Raw genomic sequence first — 18653 nt, 5'->3', positions numbered from 1 at the left:
GTGAAGGCCGTCTGGTTCTTATTTCTTCTTCATTGCTTCCAGCAGTGCAGCGCCGAACCCGCCTGTTGCGGGCTGTTCCTGCTTGCGCTGCGGCGTGAAGTTTTTGGCCGGGCGTTGGTCACGGGTGTTGGGACCACGCGGAGCCGGGGCATCGCCACCATCTTTGCGCCCGGTGGCATCGCCACCATCTTTGCGCATAGAAAGGCCGATGCGCTTGCGCGGTACATCCACTTCCACCACGCGCACCTTCACCACATCGCCTGCTTTCACCACTTCATGCGGGTCCTTGATGAAGCGGTCTGCGAGTTGCGAGACATGGACCAGACCATCCTGATGCACGCCGATATCCACGAAAGCACCGAAGGCCGCCACGTTGGTCACGGTGCCTTCCAGCATCATGCCGGGTTTCAGGTCCTTGATGTCGTCAATGCCGTCGGCAAAGGTTGCGGTCTTGAATTCCGGACGCGGATCGCGGCCCGGCTTGTCCAGTTCGGCAATGATGTCGCGCACGGTCGGCAGGCCGAACCGTTCATCCACGAAAACCCGCGGGTCGAGGCTTTTCAGCGCCACGCTGTCGCCCATCAGCGAACGCACATCGCGACCGCATGCGGCCACGATCTTCTTCGCCACGCCATAGGCTTCCGGGTGAACCGATGAAGCGTCGAGCGGTTCACTACCGTTCGGAATACGCAGGAAGCCCGCGCATTGCTCGAAAGTGCGGTTGCCAAGACGCGCAACTTTGAGCAGTTCCTTGCGGTTCTTGAAAGCGCCTTCGGCATCGCGATGGGCCACAATGGCCTCGGCGATGGATGTGCCAAGCCCCGACACGCGGGCAAGCAAGGAGGCGGATGCCGTGTTCAGATCGACACCAACCGCGTTCACCGCGTCTTCCACAACGGCATCGAGAGCGCGGGCAAGGCGTATCTGGTCGACATCATGCTGGTATTGGCCGACGCCGATGGATTTCGGCTCGATCTTGACCAGTTCGGCCAATGGGTCCTGCAAGCGGCGCGCAATGGAAACCGCACCGCGCAGCGAAACGTCCAGCTGCGGGAATTCCGAAGCGGCGGCTTCCGATGCCGAATAGACCGATGCACCAGCTTCCGACACGATGACTTTCAGCGGTTTTGGCGCTGGCATGTCCGACAGCATGTCCACGACAAGACGTTCCGTTTCGCGACTACCGGTGCCGTTGCCAATCGCGATGAGTTCAATCTTGTGCTTGCGGACAAGGCTGGCGAGTTCAGCCTGTGTGCCGCGCACATCGTTTTTCGGCGGGAAGGGGTAGACGGTGGTGGTGTCGAGCAGTTTTCCCGTGCCGTCGACCACCGCTACCTTGACGCCTGTGCGGATGCCCGGATCGAGACCCATCGTGGCGCGCGAACCGGCAGGTGCAGCCAGCAACAGGTCTTTCAGATTGCGGGCGAAAACATTGATCGCCTCTTCTTCGGCGCGCTCGCGCAGGTCGCGCATCAGGTCGAGCGAAAGCGAGAGCGAGAGCTTCACGCGCCATGCCCAGCCTGCCACTTCCATAAGCCACCGGTCGCCCGGCAGCGTGCCGCCAATTGCATAGGCGGCAGCGATCTTGCGCTCGACGGGTTTCACAGGTGAGGTGTCGTCGGCATCGATTTCGATGTCGAGCGACAGAAAATCCTCGTTGCGTCCGCGCAGCATGGCGAGCGCACGGTGACCGGCGACGGTGGCCCAGCGTTCAAAATGATCGAAATAATCCGAGAACTTCGCGCCTGCCTCCTGCTTGCCGTCGACAACGCGTGAACGCAGAACGGCGCGGTCCTTCAGATAGTTGCGCAGATTGCCGATCAGCTCGGCATTTTCCGCAAAACCTTCGGCGATGATGTCGCGCGCGCCATCGAGTGCTGCTTTCACATCGGCGACTTCGCCGGTGACATAGGACGCCGCAATCTCGGCAGGCACAAGGCGGCGGTCGGTGAGGATCGCCTCGGCCAGAGGTCCAAGGCCGCGCTCGCGGGCGATTTCCGCACGGGTGCGGCGCTTCGGCTTGTAGGGCAGATAAAGATCTTCCAGCTCGGCCTTGGTCTGGACATTGGCGATCTTCAATTCCAGTTCGGGCGTCAGCTTTTCCTGACTACGGATCGATTCCAGAATGGATGTGCGGCGCGCTTCAAGCTCACGCAGATAGGCAAGGCGTTCGGACAACTGACGCAACTGCGTATCGTCGAGCCCGCCGGTGACTTCCTTGCGGTAGCGCGCGACGAAGGGCACGGTCGAGCCTTCGTCCAGCAGACCGATAGCGGCGAGTGCCTGCTCTGGCTTTGCGTTGATTTCCGCCGCGATAATTCCGGCAATGCGCTTGCTGTCGTCCGCCATCTTCATTCCAATCTCAAATATTTGCAGCGAACATAGTCGGATGTCCGTTCGGCGCAATCAAGGCGGTATCGATGTTCCACAGGAAAGGCGGCAGTTTGGCCGTTCACGCCGATGTGAACACCTCACCCCTTTTTAAATCGGGTTTCAGCGATATCTATATCGTGAAATGACGATATGCATTAGATCAGCGAGGTGATTGCAATGTCGGACGTTCAATCCACAGTCTCGGCGATACCCTTGGATGAGATATTCAAGGCACTTAGCAATCCGGTGCGTCTCGAAATTTTGAGCTGGCTCAAACAGCCGGAGGAACATTTCTCCGCTCAGCACATGTCTTTGGAGATGGGCGTTTGCGCGGGCCAGTTCGAACGGTGCGGTCTGTCTCAATCCACCGTTTCAGCCCATTTGTCCGTGCTGACAAAAGCGGGGCTGATAACGCCCCATCGTGTCGGCCAATGGACGTTCTACAAACGTGACGAAGAGGCAATTGCCGCCTTCATCGCGTCGCTATCCGGTCTTTGACCAGCTTTCCCGTTTGACCAACTTTTCCAACTTGCCCAACTTTTCCAACTTGAAGGAAATGCACTATGGCCACCTTGTTCGATCCTGTCACCGTCGGTGATCTGAAGCTTGCCAACCGCGTTGTGATGGCGCCGCTGACGCGCAATCGCTCGCCGCGCGCCGTGCCGAATGACCTTAACGTCACCTATTACGAGCAGCGCGCCAGTGCTGGCCTCATCATCACCGAGGCAACGCCGATCAGCCATCAGGGGCAGGGCTATGCCGATGTTCCGGGCCTTTATTCGGCCGAGCAGCTCGCTGGCTGGAAGCGCGTAACCGATGCCGTGCACACCGCTGGCGGCAAGATCGTCGTGCAGATGTGGCATGTGGGCCGTATTTCCCACAACACCTTGCAGCCGAATGGCGGCAAGCCGGTTGCACCTTCGGCAATCATTGCCAAGTCGAAGACCTATCTGGTTCATCCTGATGGCACGGGCGAATTCGCGCCGACCTCCGAGCCGCGCGCGCTGGAAAAGAGCGAGATTGCAGAAATCGTCGCCACCTATGCCAAAGCCGCCAAGGATGCGATTGACGTTGCCGGCTTCGACGGTGTCGAAATTCATGCGGCCAATGGCTATCTGATCGACCAGTTCCTGCGTTCGGGCAGCAATCAGCGCACCGACGAATATGGCGGCTCGATTGAAAATCGCGCGCGCTTCCTGTTCGAAGTGGTCGATGCGATCACCAAGACGGTCGATGCAGGCAAGGTCGGTATCCGTCTTTCGCCGGTCACGCCCGCCAATGATGCCTCGGATTCCGATCCGCAGCCATTGTTCGATTATGTCATCGACAAGCTTGCCGCTTATGGCCTTGCCTATGTCCATATTATCGAAGGCGCAACCGGCGGTCCGCGTGACTTCCAGCAGGGCCCGCAGCCTTTCGACTATGCTCATCTGAAGCAGGTCTATCGCGACGCTGGCGGCGATGCCGCCTGGATGGTCAATAATGGCTATGACCGCGAGCTGGCCGAGGAAGAAATTGCAAGCGGTCGCGCCGATTTGGTGGCATTCGGCAAGCCGTTCATTTCCAATCCGGACCTCGTGCGCCGTCTGAAGGAAAATGCGCCGCTCAACGAACTGGACCAGCAGCATATGTATGGCGGTGGCGCCAAGGGCTATACGGATTATCCGGCTCTCGCCTGATATTGAAAATGAAAAAAGCCCGGTCGCGAGACCGGGCTTTTTCTTTGCGATACTTGAATAATCAGAGCCTGGCGCGTGTCGAACGCGGCGTGGCCAGCAGCAGGTTCGTTTCGCTGGCCTTGATGCCGGGCACCAGGCGGATACGACGCAGCACTGCATCGAAGTCGGTGAGGGTGGCCGCGCCCAGCTCAACCACCAGATCGAAACGACCATTGGTGGTGTGGACGGCGGAAATTTCCGAGAAACCGCCAAGCGCCTTGACCACACGGTCGGCGACATGGCCCTCGATTTCGATCATCATGATGCCGCGCACCGGCAGGTCGACAGCGTCGGAGCGCAGAATGACCGTATAGCCCAGAATATCGCCTGAACGTTCCAGCCGCTCCATGCGCGCACGTATCGTTGCTCGGGAAACGCCAAGGTCGATCGCAATGTCGGAAATGCTGCGGCGGCCGTTATGGCGCAAAAGCGTAATAAGCTTTTCATCCAGATCGTCCATAGTTTCTCCAATTTGAAAAGCCAATCCGACATTCTGATAAACCAAACCGATAAAATTGCCAATCCGGTTGGTTCACATCGCCAAATAAAAATGATGAATCTTGGGACAATAATCAGAAGGAACCTTGTTTAATGCATTGCAAGATTTTGGGACTGCCCGTTCAGGAAGGCACTGGCCGCGCAGGCTGCAATATGGGTCCCGATTCCTACCGAGCTGCCGGTATTGCGGATGCCATCCGCGAGCTTGGTCACGGCTTTACGGATCTCGGCAATCTGGTTCCAAGCCCCGCTCTGGCTGCAAAGGCCCCGCAGGAACATCCAAACCACGCGATCAAGGCGCTGCCAAGCGCAGTTGCATGGATTGAGGCGATCAGCGATGCGGCTTTCCGCGAGAGCGAAGAGGGCTTCCCGATTTTCCTCGGCGGCGATCATCTTCTGGCCGCCGGAACGGTTCCGGGCATTGCGCGCCGCGCCGTCGCAAAGGGTCGCAAGCAGTTCGTGCTCTGGCTTGATGCGCATACGGATTTCCACACGCTGGAAACCACAACCAGCGGCAATCTGCATGGCACGCCGGTCGCCTATTATACCGGGCAGAAGGGCTTCGAAGGCTATTTCCCAAAGCTTGAAGCCGCTATCGATCCGCACAATGTCTGCATGCTGGGTATCCGAAGCGTCGATCCGGCGGAACGTCTGGCCATCCAGAAAACCAAGGTTTCGGTTTTCGACATGCGCATGATTGACGAGCACGGCGTGGCCGCTCTGTTGCGCCGTTTCCTCGACCGCGTGAAAGCGGAAGACGGCCTGCTGCATGTCAGCCTCGACGTCGATTTCCTTGACCCGTCGGTTGCACCAGCTGTCGGCACCACGGTTCCGGGCGGCGCGACCTTCCGCGAGGCGCATCTCATCATGGAAATGCTGCATGACAGCGCCCTGGTGACGAGCCTCGACCTTGTCGAGCTGAACCCGTTCCTTGATGAACGCGGCCGCACAGCCACGGTCATGGTCGACCTGATGGCAAGCCTTCTGGGCCGCAGCGTCATGGATCGTCCGACGATCAGCTACTAAGGCGCCTCACCTGTCTGCACGGGCCATTGCTGCGGCCCGAGGCAACAGAATGACGCTCCGATCATTGTATCAATACGCAATGCGTTCCGAAGGTCGTGTCAGTCTTTCGGAGCGTGTTTAAGGAGAATTTGAATGACCCAGCCGAACCTCAACATCGTCCCCTTCGTCAGTGTCGACAACATGATGAAGCTGGTGCTTTCCATCGGTGTCGAGACTTTCCTGAAGGAACTCGCCGATTATGTGGAAGAGGACTTTCGTCGCTGGGAAAATTTCGACAAGACCCCGCGTGTTGCGTCCCACTCCCGCGAAGGCGTGATCGAGCTGATGCCGACGAGCGACGGCACGCTCTATGGCTTCAAATATGTCAACGGCCACCCGAAGAACACGCGTGAGGGTCTTCAGACTGTCACGGCTTTCGGCGTTCTGGCCGATGTCGGCAGCGGCTATCCGATGCTCCTGACCGAAATGACGATCCTGACGGCGCTGCGCACGGCTGCCACTTCTGCGGTTGCCGCCAAATATCTCGCGCCGAAGAATGCCCGCACCATGGCGATCATCGGTAATGGCGCGCAGAGCGAATTCCAGGCCATGGCGTTCAAGGCGCTGCTCGGCGTTAACAAACTTCGCCTGTATGATCTCGATCCGGAAGCGACCGCGAAATGCATGCGCAACTTGGCCCATGCAGGCTTTGACATCGTCGCCTGCAAGTCGGTTGAGGAAGTGGTCGAGGGTGCCGACATCATCACGACTGTGACGGCTGACAAGGCCAATGCCACCATCCTGACCGACAATACGGTTGGCGCGGGCGTGCATATCAATGCCGTTGGTGGCGATTGCCCGGGCAAGACCGAATTGCACGGCGATATTCTGCGTCGCTCCGATATTTTCGTCGAATATCCGCCGCAGACCCGCATTGAAGGTGAAATCCAGCAACTGCCAGAAGACTATCCGGTCAACGAGTTGTGGGAAGTCATCGCCGGCAAGGCAGAAGGCCGCAAGGATGCGCGCCAGATCACCCTGTTCGACTCCGTCGGCTTTGCCACGGAAGATTTTTCGGCGCTGCGTTACGTGCGTGACAAGCTGAAGGATACAGGCCTTTACGAGCAGCTCGACCTGCTGGCCGATCCGGATGAGCCACGCGATCTCTTCGGCATGCTGCTGCGTCACGAAAAGCAGCTGGAAGCAGATAAGTCGAAGCCCGCCGCCTGAGTGTCTGATCCAAAAGCCGCCATGCTGGTCTGCAAATGGCAATTTCTGCGCTTCCGGTGCTCACGTACCTTTAAGTACGGCTCAAGCTCCGGTTCTCGAAATCACCATTTTCGCCATGGCCTGTCGCTTTTTTGATTCAGACACTATAGCGGACGGCGAGCATGACGCGGGGCGGCGATACGCCCCGCTTGCGTTGCAATGGCCATTTCGAAGCTGTCGGCAATGCGCCTTGCGCGGTCGATGAAGATGATCGCCGCTTCCGCAGGATAAATATCGCGTGCGGTTTGCTCGAATAGCGCAAGCCAGCGGTCGAAATGCTCATTCTTCAAATTGAGCTTGAGATGTGGCGGCATGGGTCGCCCTTCATATCCGCCGGTCTTGAGAATGACCGACGACCAGAATTGCGCAATCTGCGCAATATGATGATCCCAGTCATGCACGGCCTCCGCAAAGATCGGCCCGAGCAACTCATCTTCCCGCGCTCGTCCATAAAATGTGGCCACCAGTTCCTGAATGGAAGCAATGTCTATCGATGGATGCGGCTGGTTGATGAGAACGGTCATGACGAGGCTTTCAGGGTTGTACCTGCCGGATATAGGCGCTCGTCTCCGGCTTATCCAGCGCAGCTTTGCCGCATGCTTGTTCTATTCTTCGAAGCGGCCTTGATTATCGCGGTCACGCTCATAGCGCTTCTTGAGCGGAAAGGGTGGCAACCAGCTCTCGCGGCGGATCGTCCAAAGCTCGTAGGTCGGCACGAATTGATCGGGGGCATCCAGTGAGCCCAGATTGATCTCGATCTCATCACCAGACTGGCCAAAGACCGTGGAACCACAGCGCGGGCAGAAATGCCGTCCGGCATAATCGCGCGTCTCGCCGCTAACCGTGACTGCATTCAGCGGGAATATCGCCGAGGCATGAAAGAGCGCCCCGTGATGCTTGCGACAATCCAGACAATGACAGAGGCCCACCCGATAGGGACGCCCCGTAGCTACCAGCCGGACATTGCCGCACAGGCAACCACCCGTGAACCGCTCCATGGTGCACCTCCTCGATCCAGCGCGTTACTCTTCCTATAATGAGGCGCTTTGCCAGCAATGCAACCGATGCAAATACTGCCGAAATATTGCATGGATGACGGCTTTCGTTGTGGTCGAATCTGTCGTCGTCGCTCCAGCCACGGTGGCTGAAGTTACGGATACTGAGCAAAGGAGCACTTTTATTCGCGGCAGCCCACATTGGTCATTTATAGTAAATTTGAGGTGCCACCGTTATTTTTTTAACAAAATCAATAAGTTTCTTACAGTTTAATCGATGTTGCTAATATTTGTTTATCTTCTATGAAGATTTGAAATTATCTACTGTAAATTTAAGTATTGCCCCTCAAATTAAATTAGTTTCTTAATGCCCCAGGGCTTTAATGCAATGAACTGAGGGGTTTCGATGCATTTAGGTGTTCGCGGATTGACGGCCGCCCTATTGCTTTCCACGACGGCGCTGTTCACGGTTGGCGCTGTGCTTCTGCAATCTGGGGATGCTCAGGCAGCGTGTGTGTTTACACCGACTGCTGGTGACGATGTTTTCATCTGTGATAGCGGCACCTCCGCAGCAGGTCTGACGGATACAAGCGGCAACAACACGCTCCTGCTGCCCGAAGGCGGCAGCGGCACGGTCAATGGCAATGTGACCTTCGGAGCCGGGGCAGACCGCATCGAACTGCATTCGGGGTCGATTGTCGGCAATGTCGATCAGGGAAGTGGGGCAGACGCCTTTGTCATTACCGGCGGCTCTGTGACGGGCAATGTCCAGCAGGGCGCGGGTATCGACGATTTCCAGATGACTGGTGGCCAGATCGGGTCGCTCAATCAGGGTGATGCCCGCGATACGTTTTTCATGTCGGGCGGACGGATTGTCGGTGCCTTCGAAGATGGTGATTATGCCGTCATGACGGGCGGGCGTATCGGTCGTGTGGATATGAAGCTCGACAAAAACTACTTCAATATGTCGGGCGGCATCATCGACGGAAATCTGGTGACGGGTTTCGACACTGATACGATCATCATTTCCAACGGCAGCATCGGCGGCAATATCAGCGTCAGCGGTGGCGCGGACAGCGTGACAATCACAGGCGGTACGATTGGCGGCAATGTTCTCATGAGCGTCGGCAACGATCAGTTCACCTGGAACGGTGGCGGCGTCGTGAATGGCTTTGTTGATCTCGGCGGGGACAACGACGTTGCCGTGCTCGCCAATCTGACCGATGCCAATATCGGCGCAACGTCGCGCATCACCGGTGGTGTGGGGATCGACAGCCTGACCTTCGACAATGTCGTGGCAGGTGGTGTCAGCCGCTTTGACAGTTGGGAAACCGTCAATCTTACCAACAATACCAGTCTGACTTTCGATACGGCGTTCACGCTGGGTGACGCCGGAACCGGCACGGGCACGCTCAATATCGACGCGACGAGCACCATTCTGGGCGGCTCTGCACAGTCGAGTATCGTGCCTTTCACGGCGGGACAACTGGTCAATGTGGTCAATGCGGGCCGCATCGACCTGACAAATGGCGGCTCCAGCACGACCGACAGTTTGACGATCACGGGCAACTATACCGGACAGAACGGACTGTTGCTCATCGATACGGTATTGGCGGGCGATGGTTCGCCATCGGACAGACTGGTGATCGACAGTGGTACCGCTTCCGGCAACACCACAATCGAGGTGAACAATGTCGGTGGTGCGGGTGCCAGAACTGCTACCGATGGTATCATGGTGGTACAGGCGCTCAACGGCGCGACCACGACTGCGGGCGCTTTTGCGCTGAATGAGCCTCTCGCGGCGGGTGCATACCAATATTACCTGTTCAAGGGCGGCGTCTCCGCCAACACGACAGAAAACTGGTATCTGCGCTCGACAATCGTGCAGGGAATTACGCCGACCGCACCTGTCGTACCAACGCCTGTGCCGCTCCCGGCGCCAGGTGTTGCGCCGCCATCGGCTGATGCGACGCCTGTTGAAGGCGATGTCGTCACGCTTTATCGCGAAGAGGTGCCGGTCTATTCCGCGCTGCCGCCAGTCGCGCATCATCTGGCGCTGACCACGCTCGGCACATTTCATGAGCGCCGGGGCGAACAGGACCTGCTCAAGAGCGGCGGCTATCTGCCGTCAAGCTGGATGCGGGTGTTCGGTCAGGACGTGGAGATGAAGTGGAAGGGCACGGTTGGGCCCGGCGTCGATGGCAGTCTTCTCGGCGTTCAGGTTGGGCAGGATTTGTTCGGTTATGAATCGTCCGGCGGTCATTTTGATCGCTTCGGCGTCTTCTTCGGTTATGCGCGTGCCACGGGCGACATTACCGGTCAGGCGCTTGGCTGGAACGATCTTGCAGTTGGCGATCTGGACGTTTCGGGCACCAGTTTCGGCGGCTACTGGACTCATATTGGCCCGCAAGGCTGGTATCTTGATGCCGTGTTGATGGGGACATGGTTCGACGGCAGCGCCAGTTCCAACGCACAGCAAAGTATCGATGTCGGCGGTCATGGCGTGACGGCCTCGCTGGAAGGCGGCTATCCGGTGGCGCTGGGCGGCAACTGGACACTGGAGCCACAGGCTCAACTGATCTGGCAGCATCTGTCGCTCGATGATCAGGCAGACAGCTATTCCAGCGTGACATTTGATTCCGACAATGCGTGGACCGGTCGCATCGGCATGCGCTTGCAGGGTACGCAAGACACATCGTTCGGCAAGCTGCGCCCCTATCTGAAGGCCAATCTCTGGCAGAATTTTTCATCGGATCAGGTCGTCATCTTTGGCACCGATCCTATCACCACGAATTTGAAAGGCACCTCGCTGGAAGTGGGCGGCGGGGTAACAATCGATGTAACGGAAAAGGCCAGTCTGTTTGCGACGGCCGACTACACAACCAATCTCGGAGGAGAGCGAACGCGCAGCTGGGAAGGCAATATTGGACTGAATGTAAAATGGTAATTTTAATGGCGGCTGACGGCGTCGCCATATTCATTTCAGATGAGGGAACACGATAATGGGCAGACGCGCATATGATAAACTTGCGAAGATTTGTGCATCTCTGAATACGTCCGAACAGGAACTGGCTTACGCACTCGGCATATCGCGCATCGCGCTCAAATCAATCGAACGGCCCGACGCCCCCCTCTATCTGCGTCTGGCGCTTGCAGCGCTGTTGTCGGACATGGACCCCGATGAAGTGCTGAATGCTACGCATTCATCCCCCACGATCGACGTACCGCTGCACATCTTGTCAACGCGGTAGAACTCAAAGGTTGAAGACCAGAGGGTGTTGTCATGACAAAAACTGTCGCCCTGCTTCTCTTGATTGGCTTCTTAGCTTACCCGCAACTGGCGTCGGCGGCATGTTCGCAGGCGGCCAGTGCTTCTGAGCTTATGGCGCAAAGACAGCTTACTGCCTTGCGCGCCATGGAGCGGGGGCGCGGGTGCAAAGGCGACAGCGGCGGGGGGCTGTTCAATGCTTGCCGCGACCTGTCGGTGCGCATTGCGGAAGTTCAGCGGCAGATTTCAGCCGGGCTCGCGTCACGGTCCTGCTCCGACGCATCATCTGCAACACAGAGCGCCCGCGTGGACCGGCCAAAGGCAGCGACTGTCACGGCAAAAACCGACGACAAGTCTACGCCGTCCTGGGGAGGAAAAGGTGCACTGACCTATTGTGTTCGCCTTTCGGACGGTTATCTGTTCCCGGCGCCGCATTCGCAATTCGACAAAGCCAACAGCACCTCGGAAACGCTGGCTCAATGCCGGTTCATCTGCCAGAATCAAAATGTCGATCTCTATGTTCTGAGTGACCCGAATGGCGAAACGGCAGATATGATTTCCGCCACCAGCGGCAAATCCTATGTCGATCTGCCGACGGCTTATAATTATCAAGGCGGCGGTGATTTCCAGAAATGCGACTGGGCGGGCTATGTCGCCAAGGTAAGCGAGCTGCGTTCTAGCAATCGATCCGCCAAAGCCATGCGCAATGTGGTCATGCCGATGCCGGACAATCGCCCGGCACGCAATGCCGATACGGTTGATACGGTCGCCACAGCTGCTTTCGCGCCATTGACGGACCGGACGGTTCGCGTTGTCGGCCCGGCTTTCATTTTCGACGAGAGTTTGAAGAATTAGCCCATAGTAAGGGATGAACGGGTACAGGTTTCAGAGAACATCCGCTTCCAGATCGGACGGATATGTCCGTCATAGGTGATGCACTCGGAGTAAAGGCCGCTTTGGACGCGGCTTTGTCCGACAGCTTCCCAATGCGGCGAATAGTCATTCTGCCAATCAAAATCTTGCGAAAGAAGTGTTTCCTGATCGAAAGCGGTCGGGTCGCAGGCCAAAATTCTCTGCGCTTCTTCCGCCAGAGGCGTGTATTTTTCGACTGCGGCAATCTTTCTGCTTCGCGCGGCTGAATCCAGCTGAAGCACGACTTCAGTTTTTCCCGTAACATTTGTGGTTGCCGCAGAACAGAGATGACGAGCCGAAATGGCCGATGCGACAAGACGATGCTGCACCATTTTACCAAACGCCCAGGCCATATCGTGCATCGGATTGTAGCCATCCAATGCATCAGAAATAATCTCCACAGGCCGGTCCAGAGGGATATCATCGAGAATTGCATTGAGCATTGTTGTGAAAAGTGCGCTTTGACCACCCAGTATCGCGCTGTACCACGCCTTGTCTGTTATTGTGCCGAAGACAGCACCGGGCAACCCGCCTGCGTTTTCAATAACAGCTCTGGAATAGTGGGTTCTGGATGATAGCTTGCCGCCTGATCCATCCGTCAATAAATATACCGTCGGCCGGTGCAGCTCTAACCAATGGTGAATTCTAAGTTCGTGGCCCGGATGAGCCAGAATCAGGATGTTCCGTGTTGGTGTGGGCATGTGGCCTCTGCGTCGTATATAGGCTAATCCTTCGCACACTAACTATAAATTGCAAGGGCTTTCCAGAGTGCGCGTTCTTATCACAAATCTGTTCATACACTCGAATTCGGGCACGGAAACCGTGTCGGCCCTGTTGGCCGATGGCTTGCGTCAGGCGGGGCATGAAGTGGTGGTCTTTGCCCCCACGCTGGGCGGTCTGGCGCTAGGAATGCGCGCGAGGGGCCATAAAGTCCATGATCGTATCAGCGAAATCGCCGAGAAGCCTGATGTTATTCATGCCCATCATTTGACGCCGACGCTAATCGCCATGGCGCGATTTCCCGATGTGCCTGTCGTGTTTACGTGCCACAGCTCTTTTTTTGAGGTTGAGGCGCCGATGCTTCATCCGCAAATTCGTCAATGGGTGGCGGTTGATGAGGCGTGCCGGGCGAAAAGTCTGTCACGCGGCGTTCCGTCGGATCGCTTGAGCATCATTCACAACGCGGTGGATTTGAAGCGCTTCAAGCCGCGAGAGCCTCTTCCGACAAAGCCCGTGCGGGGGCTGTTACTCACCAAAAACCGCGAACATCAACAGGCGGTGCGGCAAGCCTGCGCGAATATGAATGTCACGCTGGACGAGATGGGGCCAGCGACGGGTAAGATTTCGGGTGAAATCGAAAAAGATCTCCTGAATTACGACGTCGTTTTTGCAACCGCGAGAATGGCAATCGAAGCGGCGACAGTGGGCTGTAGCGTGATCGTCTGTGACGCACGCGGCTTTGCTGGTCGCCTTTCGACCGAGAATATGGAGCACTGGCGGGATTGGAACTTCGGCGTTGGGCTCTTGGCCCAGCCAACAACGATTGAAAATGTGACGCAAGCCATATCCGAATATGATGCAGACGATGCACACGGTGTGATGCTCTATATGCGATCAGTCGCCGGGCTTGATGCTTATATCGATGACTATGTGCGGATTTATGAGAAGGCAGTTGACGACCATACGCCGCTCAATACGACAGAATGCCATCTGGCATCGGCGCATTGGATCGAGGAACTGGCCGTGACCAGCGAAAAAAGAAAATGGCATGCGGTTGCCACTGAGCTGGGCCAGCTTCAGGAGAACAATTATCAAGATGTTTTTCTGGCACGTCTTGGTGATGTTGAAGCAGGCTTGAGAGATGTTCGCAGGGACGCCCAGGAAAGCTCTGTTTCCGTTAGAAACCAGCTTGAGGCAACGAATGATCTGCTTGCTTCCATAAATGGATCGACCGCTGCTGTTGGACGCTTCACAGATCAGGCAAGAAATTTCTACCAAGCGCTCATTCCCGCATCTGTCCGCATGTTGTTTGACACTCGTTATTAGATTTTATGGGATTGTCCGAAATTACGTGAAATTATCTGAAAATATGCATTATTTCAAAGGCTTAATTAGTGGCCTGTGAGGGCGGCTGATAGAGCAAATTTGACACTTGAAATCGGAAAGTCAAGCGAGATTCCCACTAACGCAGGAAAATGGGCTCTGGCTTTTAAACTGCCCTCAAAAAATCCGCCACATCCTTTTAATTATCCGCAAATCGTTGATTTTATTTATGCTGCTCTAAAAGAGGGGCTTTTAAGAGCCTCCGAACCCCTCTTTGAAAAAGCCGTAAAGCAGGCCGAAAATCAATTTTAAGTAAGAACTGCGGTTCCATCTTAAGCGGAAAGTCTGAAAGTCATTTAAAAACAAAGTCATATAAACTGCCTTCTGCGTTCGCATCCTATTTTAAATCAACTCATGATCTACGAGGATGACGGCGGCTTCGTCCAGCGATGGGCAACGGATATCAGGCGGAAGATAGTCAGGCAAAGCGGACCATGCTTCCGCATGATCGCCTTCGGCTTCGCCCTTCAAGAGCCGCCAGTAGAACAGAAGCCATACAGGCGTGACATTTGAGGGTGCAACTTCTACGAGTGTTTTGAGCAAGCGGGCATACATTAAAGTCACCATCTAAAAACGGTTGATCGTGACTTGATGTTGGCGGGTAGCTGCCTTCCAGTGAAGGCCGAAAGGGCATGGCAAAATTGCCATAAAAAATAGGCGCGGCCCGCGAAGGCCACGCCTATCAATAATGGCAAGGTGGAATGGGTTATGCGGCCTTTGTCGCGCTGACCTTTTGGGACGGAGTTGCCATCCGCTGCATTGCTTTTTCTATGGCCGAAATCTTGACATTCAGCGATTGCGATATGTGGGAAAGCGAATAGCCTTCCTTGATTTTTTCAGCAATGAACTGGTCGCGCAGACTCTTTGGATCGGCATAGAGGTCATCTGCGACTTGCGGCGACATTTCATAGCCGGTGCTCAAGCCGAATTCTTTTCTGATTTTCACTTCCAGCCAGGGCAACATACTGCCGATCTCAAGCAGATCGGTAGAGCCGTTCGCTTTCTCTATCAACTCGTTATATTGATCATAGGTTGGGTAGAAGACGCGTTCTTGTTGCTCCTCTGACCAGTCAGAATAATATTCGGGCAAATCAAACCCGGCTTCTCTGGCCGCTTCTACACGCATTCTTGTGATGCGCTCTGCCAGTTCTGTAATGAATGACGGCTTACGGGAAATTTCGGGGAATAGTGCGTGCAGGCGGAATACGTCTGCCAGCAACAAACTCCTGACATTCTTGATTTCTTCGACTTCCCTGTCGAACAGGAAGCGTACGCCGACGCCGATTTCAATCAGTTCGGAATTATCCAGTGTTTCTCCAACCATATGAGCAAGGGCCGTTAGGCGATGTTGAATGTCTTCGAGTGCGTCTAACACCACACTGGCAGGGTTACGCTTGGGCGCAGTTGTGCTATTGCTGGCTACAGCTTCGGGCATGGGGTCTACTCCTTTGCCTGCGGTTAGGCCGCGTAAGGTGTTAGCGCATCTTGCGCGGCTGCTTTATTTATGGCACCATGAATCCAACAAGTCAATATATGGCGCTATAAAACTATGAAGCAAAAAAAGATTGGACGTCCAGCGGTAGACACTGAGGCGGTCAACGTTCGCCTCCCTCGGGAAGTCATTGAAGCCGTTGACGCTTATAGGAAAAACGAGCCTGATTTACCGACAAGGCCGGAAGGCATTAGGCGCTTAGTGACAGTCGTTCTTCGCGAAAAAGGCTATCTGTCCGATGACAAGTGAGCAGCAACAGCAACGCCGCTGGCTTCCTATTAGTGATATATTGGTGCCATCTGACCGCTTGCGTCCGGTCAGCGACGAGGCGACGGAATCCTTGGCCGCTTTGATAAAGGAGCAAGGACAGCTAAGCCCGATTGCTGTCTATATGTCCAGCGCTGCGGAACGCCCTTACACGTTGATCTATGGTGCGCGGCGGCTGCGGGCGATGGAGTTTCTCGGAGAAGAGCGTATCGAAGTGGTCTTGCGGCGCAGAGAAGATGCGCGTATGTTGGAGATAACCGACAATCTTAATATTGCCGGGTTGTCGCAGATAGAGCGTGCCGATTTTCTTTTTGCTTATCGCAAATGCTGGGAAGAACAGCATGGAAAGATCAAAATAGGCAGAAGAAAATTATTATCTCATGATGAGATAATTAAAGAACCCAATTATTTCAATGACTTAGAGTTAAAATTAGGTATTTCAAGAGCGCTTGAGAACAGGCTTTACCGCATTGCGGCGCATCTCCACCCCGACTTGAAAGAGACCTTGCGGCACTCGCCAGTCGCGAACGATCAGTCAGCTTTGCTCAAATTCGCGAAGATGGAGCCGGTCAAGCAGCATCAGGCGGCAATAGCGTTCCGTGAGACTGGCGATCTCAAGATGACTTTGAAGGTCATTGAGCCGACCAAGGGACGTATGGATGAGCAGACACGCCTGCTCGGCAATTTCATTGAATCGTGGTCGCGTATGAATGAGGCGACCAAACAGAAGGCGTTGGAACATGCAGGGCTGACCCGCGCACCGATGCCGAAAGATAGTCTGACAGAACTGGCCCGAAAATCGCCGGAATATGCGCTGCCCGACGTTTTCGGCACATTGGTTGAGCGGGAAGCCGTGCCGAGGACAAACCGCGAGTTTGACAAGCGGTATAGGGACCATCTGTATGAGGGACACTTAGCCGATATCCGCGCGGAAGAGCGCTGGCGGGAATTAGCGGAGGCGGCAAAAAAGGCCCCCAAAAAGGAACCAGAGAAACGGCGCAAGAAATCCGCAAACGGCAAGGTTTTGGGAAGGCCCCGCAAGACGTTCGCAATGCGGCTTCATGAGTGGTTCATTCCGCAACTGGCGGAGCAGCTTTTGCGACACAAGGTTGATGAGAAGGCTCCGCTCCTGAAGGTTTGCCGGGAATTGACCGATGAGAAGCAAGAGATACTTGCCGCTTGGCTTGCCTATCCATCCGGCTTTGATCTGGATGAAGCTCATGGTTGGGCAACAAAGGTTCTCTCTGAAGGCGAGCCACCGGAAACGCAGTCTGATTATTTTGAAGACGGACAGGATATCTCGCGTACTTTGAATTAGAGGCACTTTAAAAGCCCTTGGAGCGCGATTTAATGCGTCGCAGCAATTCGGTTGGCGGCTTTAGGCGGGAAGCGCGCCAGCGGCCAAATTTGGGGCTTGCGCCAATTTGGCGGTTATGGTGTCCTATGCGCAGGCGCGAGCCAGTTTAACCGGGACGGTTTACCGGACCCGCGAGGGATTGACGCCCCTCCGCGCCGTTTTCTTACAAGCACTCCCTAAAACCTTGATTTCCCTGACAGTGTCAGGCGTTCTGACATTGTCAGGATATTCTACTGTTGCGCCTATCCAAAACAGGCGGACGGTTAGTAGTGAGCAAAATCGACAATTCAGATCGCTTTGATGATTTTGACGGCCTCACCATTTTCGAGATCCTTGAAGAACTCATAGGTGAGGATCAGGCCCTCAAACTGTGCCGGGAACACGGTGGGCGCACCGTCTACATTCCGTATAAAGCCGGGGACGATCATTGGCTTGTGCTTGCGATTGGCAGAAGCGCTGCGGATGCGATCATCAGTTACTTTTGCACCGGCAAAAGCGGAGTACGTCTTACGCTTCCTATGGGCGAGAATAAAAAAGGTGTGAGACTTTTCGCCACCGTCAGCCGTATGACGGATGAAGGATATGCGGCTGGGCGGATCGCAGTTGCCCTGCGTGTGCACGAGCGCACAGTTTATCGGCTGCGCAAGAGAATTACAGCGGCGCGCTGCAAGATGCTCGGTGTCCCCGTGCAGCGGATGCTACGAGAAGGTCTGTCGGCGGAAGAAATCGCAGCGAAGCTGCATATTCCGCTTGCCGGTATCAAACCGGTTATCGCGGAAGTCGAACGGCGCAATAATCCGGTTTCGTTGGCGGTGGTGCAATGAGCGGCGGCGCAATCATCCAGTGGGCGCAACTTTTGCCAGCCGGGCCGCATATCGATGCGCGTGACGGGCGTTCGTGGGCTTACGATCATGCAACCGTCATTGCGGCGTTTCGAGCCAATTCCGGTCCGCTGGCGGTCGATTACGAACATGCGCAGGATCTTCTTGCACCCAAGGGAACGCCCGCGCCCGCTGCGGGCTGGATCGTCGCCATGGAAGAACGCGATGGCTCACTATGGGGACATATCGAATGGACAGAGCGGGCCGCGCAACTCATTGCCGCGAAAGCCTATCGCTATCTTTCTCCAAGCATCCGTCATGACGCAGAACGCCGGATTACGGGCCTGAACGGGGCCGCTCTGGTCAACCGTCCAGCGCTTTATCTGGAACCGCTCGACATGGCGAACCGCGACGAGGACGCCGCCCGCATCGGACTTTCCATTGCCAGCCGTGCGCAAGCGTATCAGCACGAACAGACGGCTTTGGGCCGCTCAATTACCATTTCGCAGGCCGTGGCAGCGGTTATGTCCGATCCGTCCAGCTTGTCCGAAACCGACTGATTTTAAACAGGAGAA

Annotated in this window: 19 protein-coding genes; 12 read left to right on the top strand and 7 right to left on the bottom strand. The window is 55.8% G+C overall.

Going from position 1 to position 18653, the window contains the following annotated elements; translation table 11 throughout:
• Positions 1 to 18 precede the first annotated feature (18 nt).
• Positions 19 to 2349, bottom strand: coding sequence for a Tex family protein (locus FGI60_RS12230; protein ID WP_138785403.1), 2331 nt, complete (start codon positions 2347 to 2349; stop codon positions 19 to 21).
• A gap of 201 nt (positions 2350 to 2550) precedes the next feature.
• Between FGI60_RS12230 and FGI60_RS12225 the strand changes: the two genes are divergently transcribed.
• Together FGI60_RS12225 and FGI60_RS12220 are read left to right on the top strand one after the other, a co-directional pair.
• Positions 2551 to 2871, top strand: coding sequence for an ArsR/SmtB family transcription factor (locus tag FGI60_RS12225; RefSeq protein ID WP_138785402.1), 321 nt, complete (start codon positions 2551 to 2553; stop codon positions 2869 to 2871).
• A 65-nt stretch (positions 2872 to 2936) separates the two neighbouring features.
• The gene (locus FGI60_RS12220) at positions 2937 to 4052 is read left to right on the top strand and encodes an alkene reductase (RefSeq protein ID WP_078338815.1); all 1116 of its coding nucleotides are present in this window, start codon (positions 2937 to 2939) and stop codon (positions 4050 to 4052) included.
• 61 nt (positions 4053 to 4113) lie between these two features.
• Here FGI60_RS12220 and FGI60_RS12215 read toward each other — a convergent pair whose 3' ends face one another.
• Positions 4114 to 4551 (bottom strand): Lrp/AsnC family transcriptional regulator, encoded by a 438-nt coding sequence (locus tag FGI60_RS12215; protein WP_078338814.1) that lies wholly within the window; start codon positions 4549 to 4551, stop codon positions 4114 to 4116.
• Between the two features lie 131 nt (positions 4552 to 4682).
• Between FGI60_RS12215 and rocF the strand changes: the two genes are divergently transcribed.
• Both rocF and FGI60_RS12205 read left to right on the top strand, forming a co-directional pair.
• Positions 4683 to 5615 (top strand): arginase, encoded by a 933-nt coding sequence (rocF, locus tag FGI60_RS12210; protein ID WP_138785401.1) that lies wholly within the window; start codon positions 4683 to 4685, stop codon positions 5613 to 5615.
• 132 nt (positions 5616 to 5747) lie between these two features.
• On the top strand, positions 5748 to 6824 hold the full coding sequence (locus tag FGI60_RS12205) for an ornithine cyclodeaminase (protein ID WP_078338812.1): 1077 nt from the start codon (positions 5748 to 5750) through the stop codon (positions 6822 to 6824).
• A 143-nt stretch (positions 6825 to 6967) separates the two neighbouring features.
• Here the strand turns inward: FGI60_RS12205 and FGI60_RS12195 are convergent, their stop codons facing one another.
• On the bottom strand, positions 6968 to 7387 hold the full coding sequence (locus FGI60_RS12195) for a group III truncated hemoglobin (protein WP_138785399.1): 420 nt from the start codon (positions 7385 to 7387) through the stop codon (positions 6968 to 6970).
• Between the two features lie 81 nt (positions 7388 to 7468).
• Complete coding sequence (locus FGI60_RS12190; protein WP_138785398.1) at positions 7469 to 7861, bottom strand: GFA family protein; 393 nt, start codon at positions 7859 to 7861, stop codon at positions 7469 to 7471.
• A 403-nt stretch (positions 7862 to 8264) separates the two neighbouring features.
• Here FGI60_RS12190 and FGI60_RS12185 point away from each other — a divergent pair, with 403 nt between their 5' ends.
• The 3 genes from FGI60_RS12185 to FGI60_RS12175 are packed head-to-tail and all read left to right on the top strand — an operon-like array spanning position 8265 to position 11981.
• Positions 8265 to 10805, top strand: a complete 2541-nt coding sequence (locus FGI60_RS12185; RefSeq protein WP_138785397.1) for an autotransporter family protein — start codon at positions 8265 to 8267, stop codon at positions 10803 to 10805.
• Between the two features lie 55 nt (positions 10806 to 10860).
• A complete protein-coding gene (locus FGI60_RS12180; protein ID WP_078338808.1) occupies positions 10861 to 11109 on the top strand; it encodes a hypothetical protein in 249 nt (82 codons plus the stop codon).
• Between the two features lie 32 nt (positions 11110 to 11141).
• Complete coding sequence (locus FGI60_RS12175; protein ID WP_138785396.1) at positions 11142 to 11981, top strand: DUF2865 domain-containing protein; 840 nt, start codon at positions 11142 to 11144, stop codon at positions 11979 to 11981.
• On the opposite strand, the gene FGI60_RS12170 is transcribed toward FGI60_RS12175, so the two are convergent.
• Entirely contained in the window at positions 11978 to 12739 is a 762-nt protein-coding gene (locus FGI60_RS12170; protein WP_138785395.1) for a hypothetical protein, read from the bottom strand. The two genes, FGI60_RS12175 and FGI60_RS12170, sit on opposite strands and share 4 nt — an antisense overlap.
• 67 nt (positions 12740 to 12806) lie before the next feature.
• On the opposite strand from FGI60_RS12170, the gene FGI60_RS12165 reads away from it, so the two are divergent.
• Both FGI60_RS12165 and FGI60_RS12160 read left to right on the top strand, forming a co-directional pair.
• Entirely contained in the window at positions 12807 to 14084 is a 1278-nt protein-coding gene (locus FGI60_RS12165; protein ID WP_138785394.1) for a glycosyltransferase, read from the top strand.
• 99 nt (positions 14085 to 14183) lie between these two features.
• Complete coding sequence (locus FGI60_RS12160) at positions 14184 to 14393, top strand: hypothetical protein (protein WP_138785393.1); 210 nt, start codon at positions 14184 to 14186, stop codon at positions 14391 to 14393.
• A 90-nt stretch (positions 14394 to 14483) separates the two neighbouring features.
• Here FGI60_RS12160 and FGI60_RS12155 read toward each other — a convergent pair whose 3' ends face one another.
• Positions 14484 to 14696, bottom strand: coding sequence for a hypothetical protein (locus FGI60_RS12155; RefSeq protein ID WP_138785392.1), 213 nt, complete (start codon positions 14694 to 14696; stop codon positions 14484 to 14486).
• 151 nt (positions 14697 to 14847) lie between these two features.
• Complete coding sequence (locus tag FGI60_RS12150; protein WP_138785391.1) at positions 14848 to 15576, bottom strand: hypothetical protein; 729 nt, start codon at positions 15574 to 15576, stop codon at positions 14848 to 14850.
• A 295-nt stretch (positions 15577 to 15871) separates the two neighbouring features.
• On the opposite strand from FGI60_RS12150, the gene FGI60_RS12140 reads away from it, so the two are divergent.
• From FGI60_RS12140 to FGI60_RS12130, 3 genes are all read left to right on the top strand, one after another.
• Positions 15872 to 17218, top strand: a complete 1347-nt coding sequence (locus tag FGI60_RS12140; RefSeq protein ID WP_138785389.1) for a ParB/RepB/Spo0J family partition protein — start codon at positions 15872 to 15874, stop codon at positions 17216 to 17218.
• A gap of 308 nt (positions 17219 to 17526) precedes the next feature.
• Positions 17527 to 18081, top strand: coding sequence for a hypothetical protein (locus FGI60_RS12135; RefSeq protein ID WP_138785388.1), 555 nt, complete (start codon positions 17527 to 17529; stop codon positions 18079 to 18081).
• Positions 18078 to 18638, top strand: a complete 561-nt coding sequence (locus FGI60_RS12130) for a phage protease (RefSeq protein ID WP_138785387.1) — start codon at positions 18078 to 18080, stop codon at positions 18636 to 18638. Before FGI60_RS12135 ends, FGI60_RS12130 begins: the two co-directional genes overlap by 4 nt.
• The last annotated feature ends 15 nt before the right edge of the window (positions 18639 to 18653 follow it).

The sequence above is a fragment of the Brucella haematophila genome, from assembly GCF_005938105.1.
Classification (GTDB): Bacteria; Pseudomonadota; Alphaproteobacteria; order Rhizobiales; family Rhizobiaceae; genus Brucella; species Brucella haematophila.
Note: the sequence above shows the minus strand (reverse complement) of the source record. Positions and strands in the feature narration are given on the sequence as shown.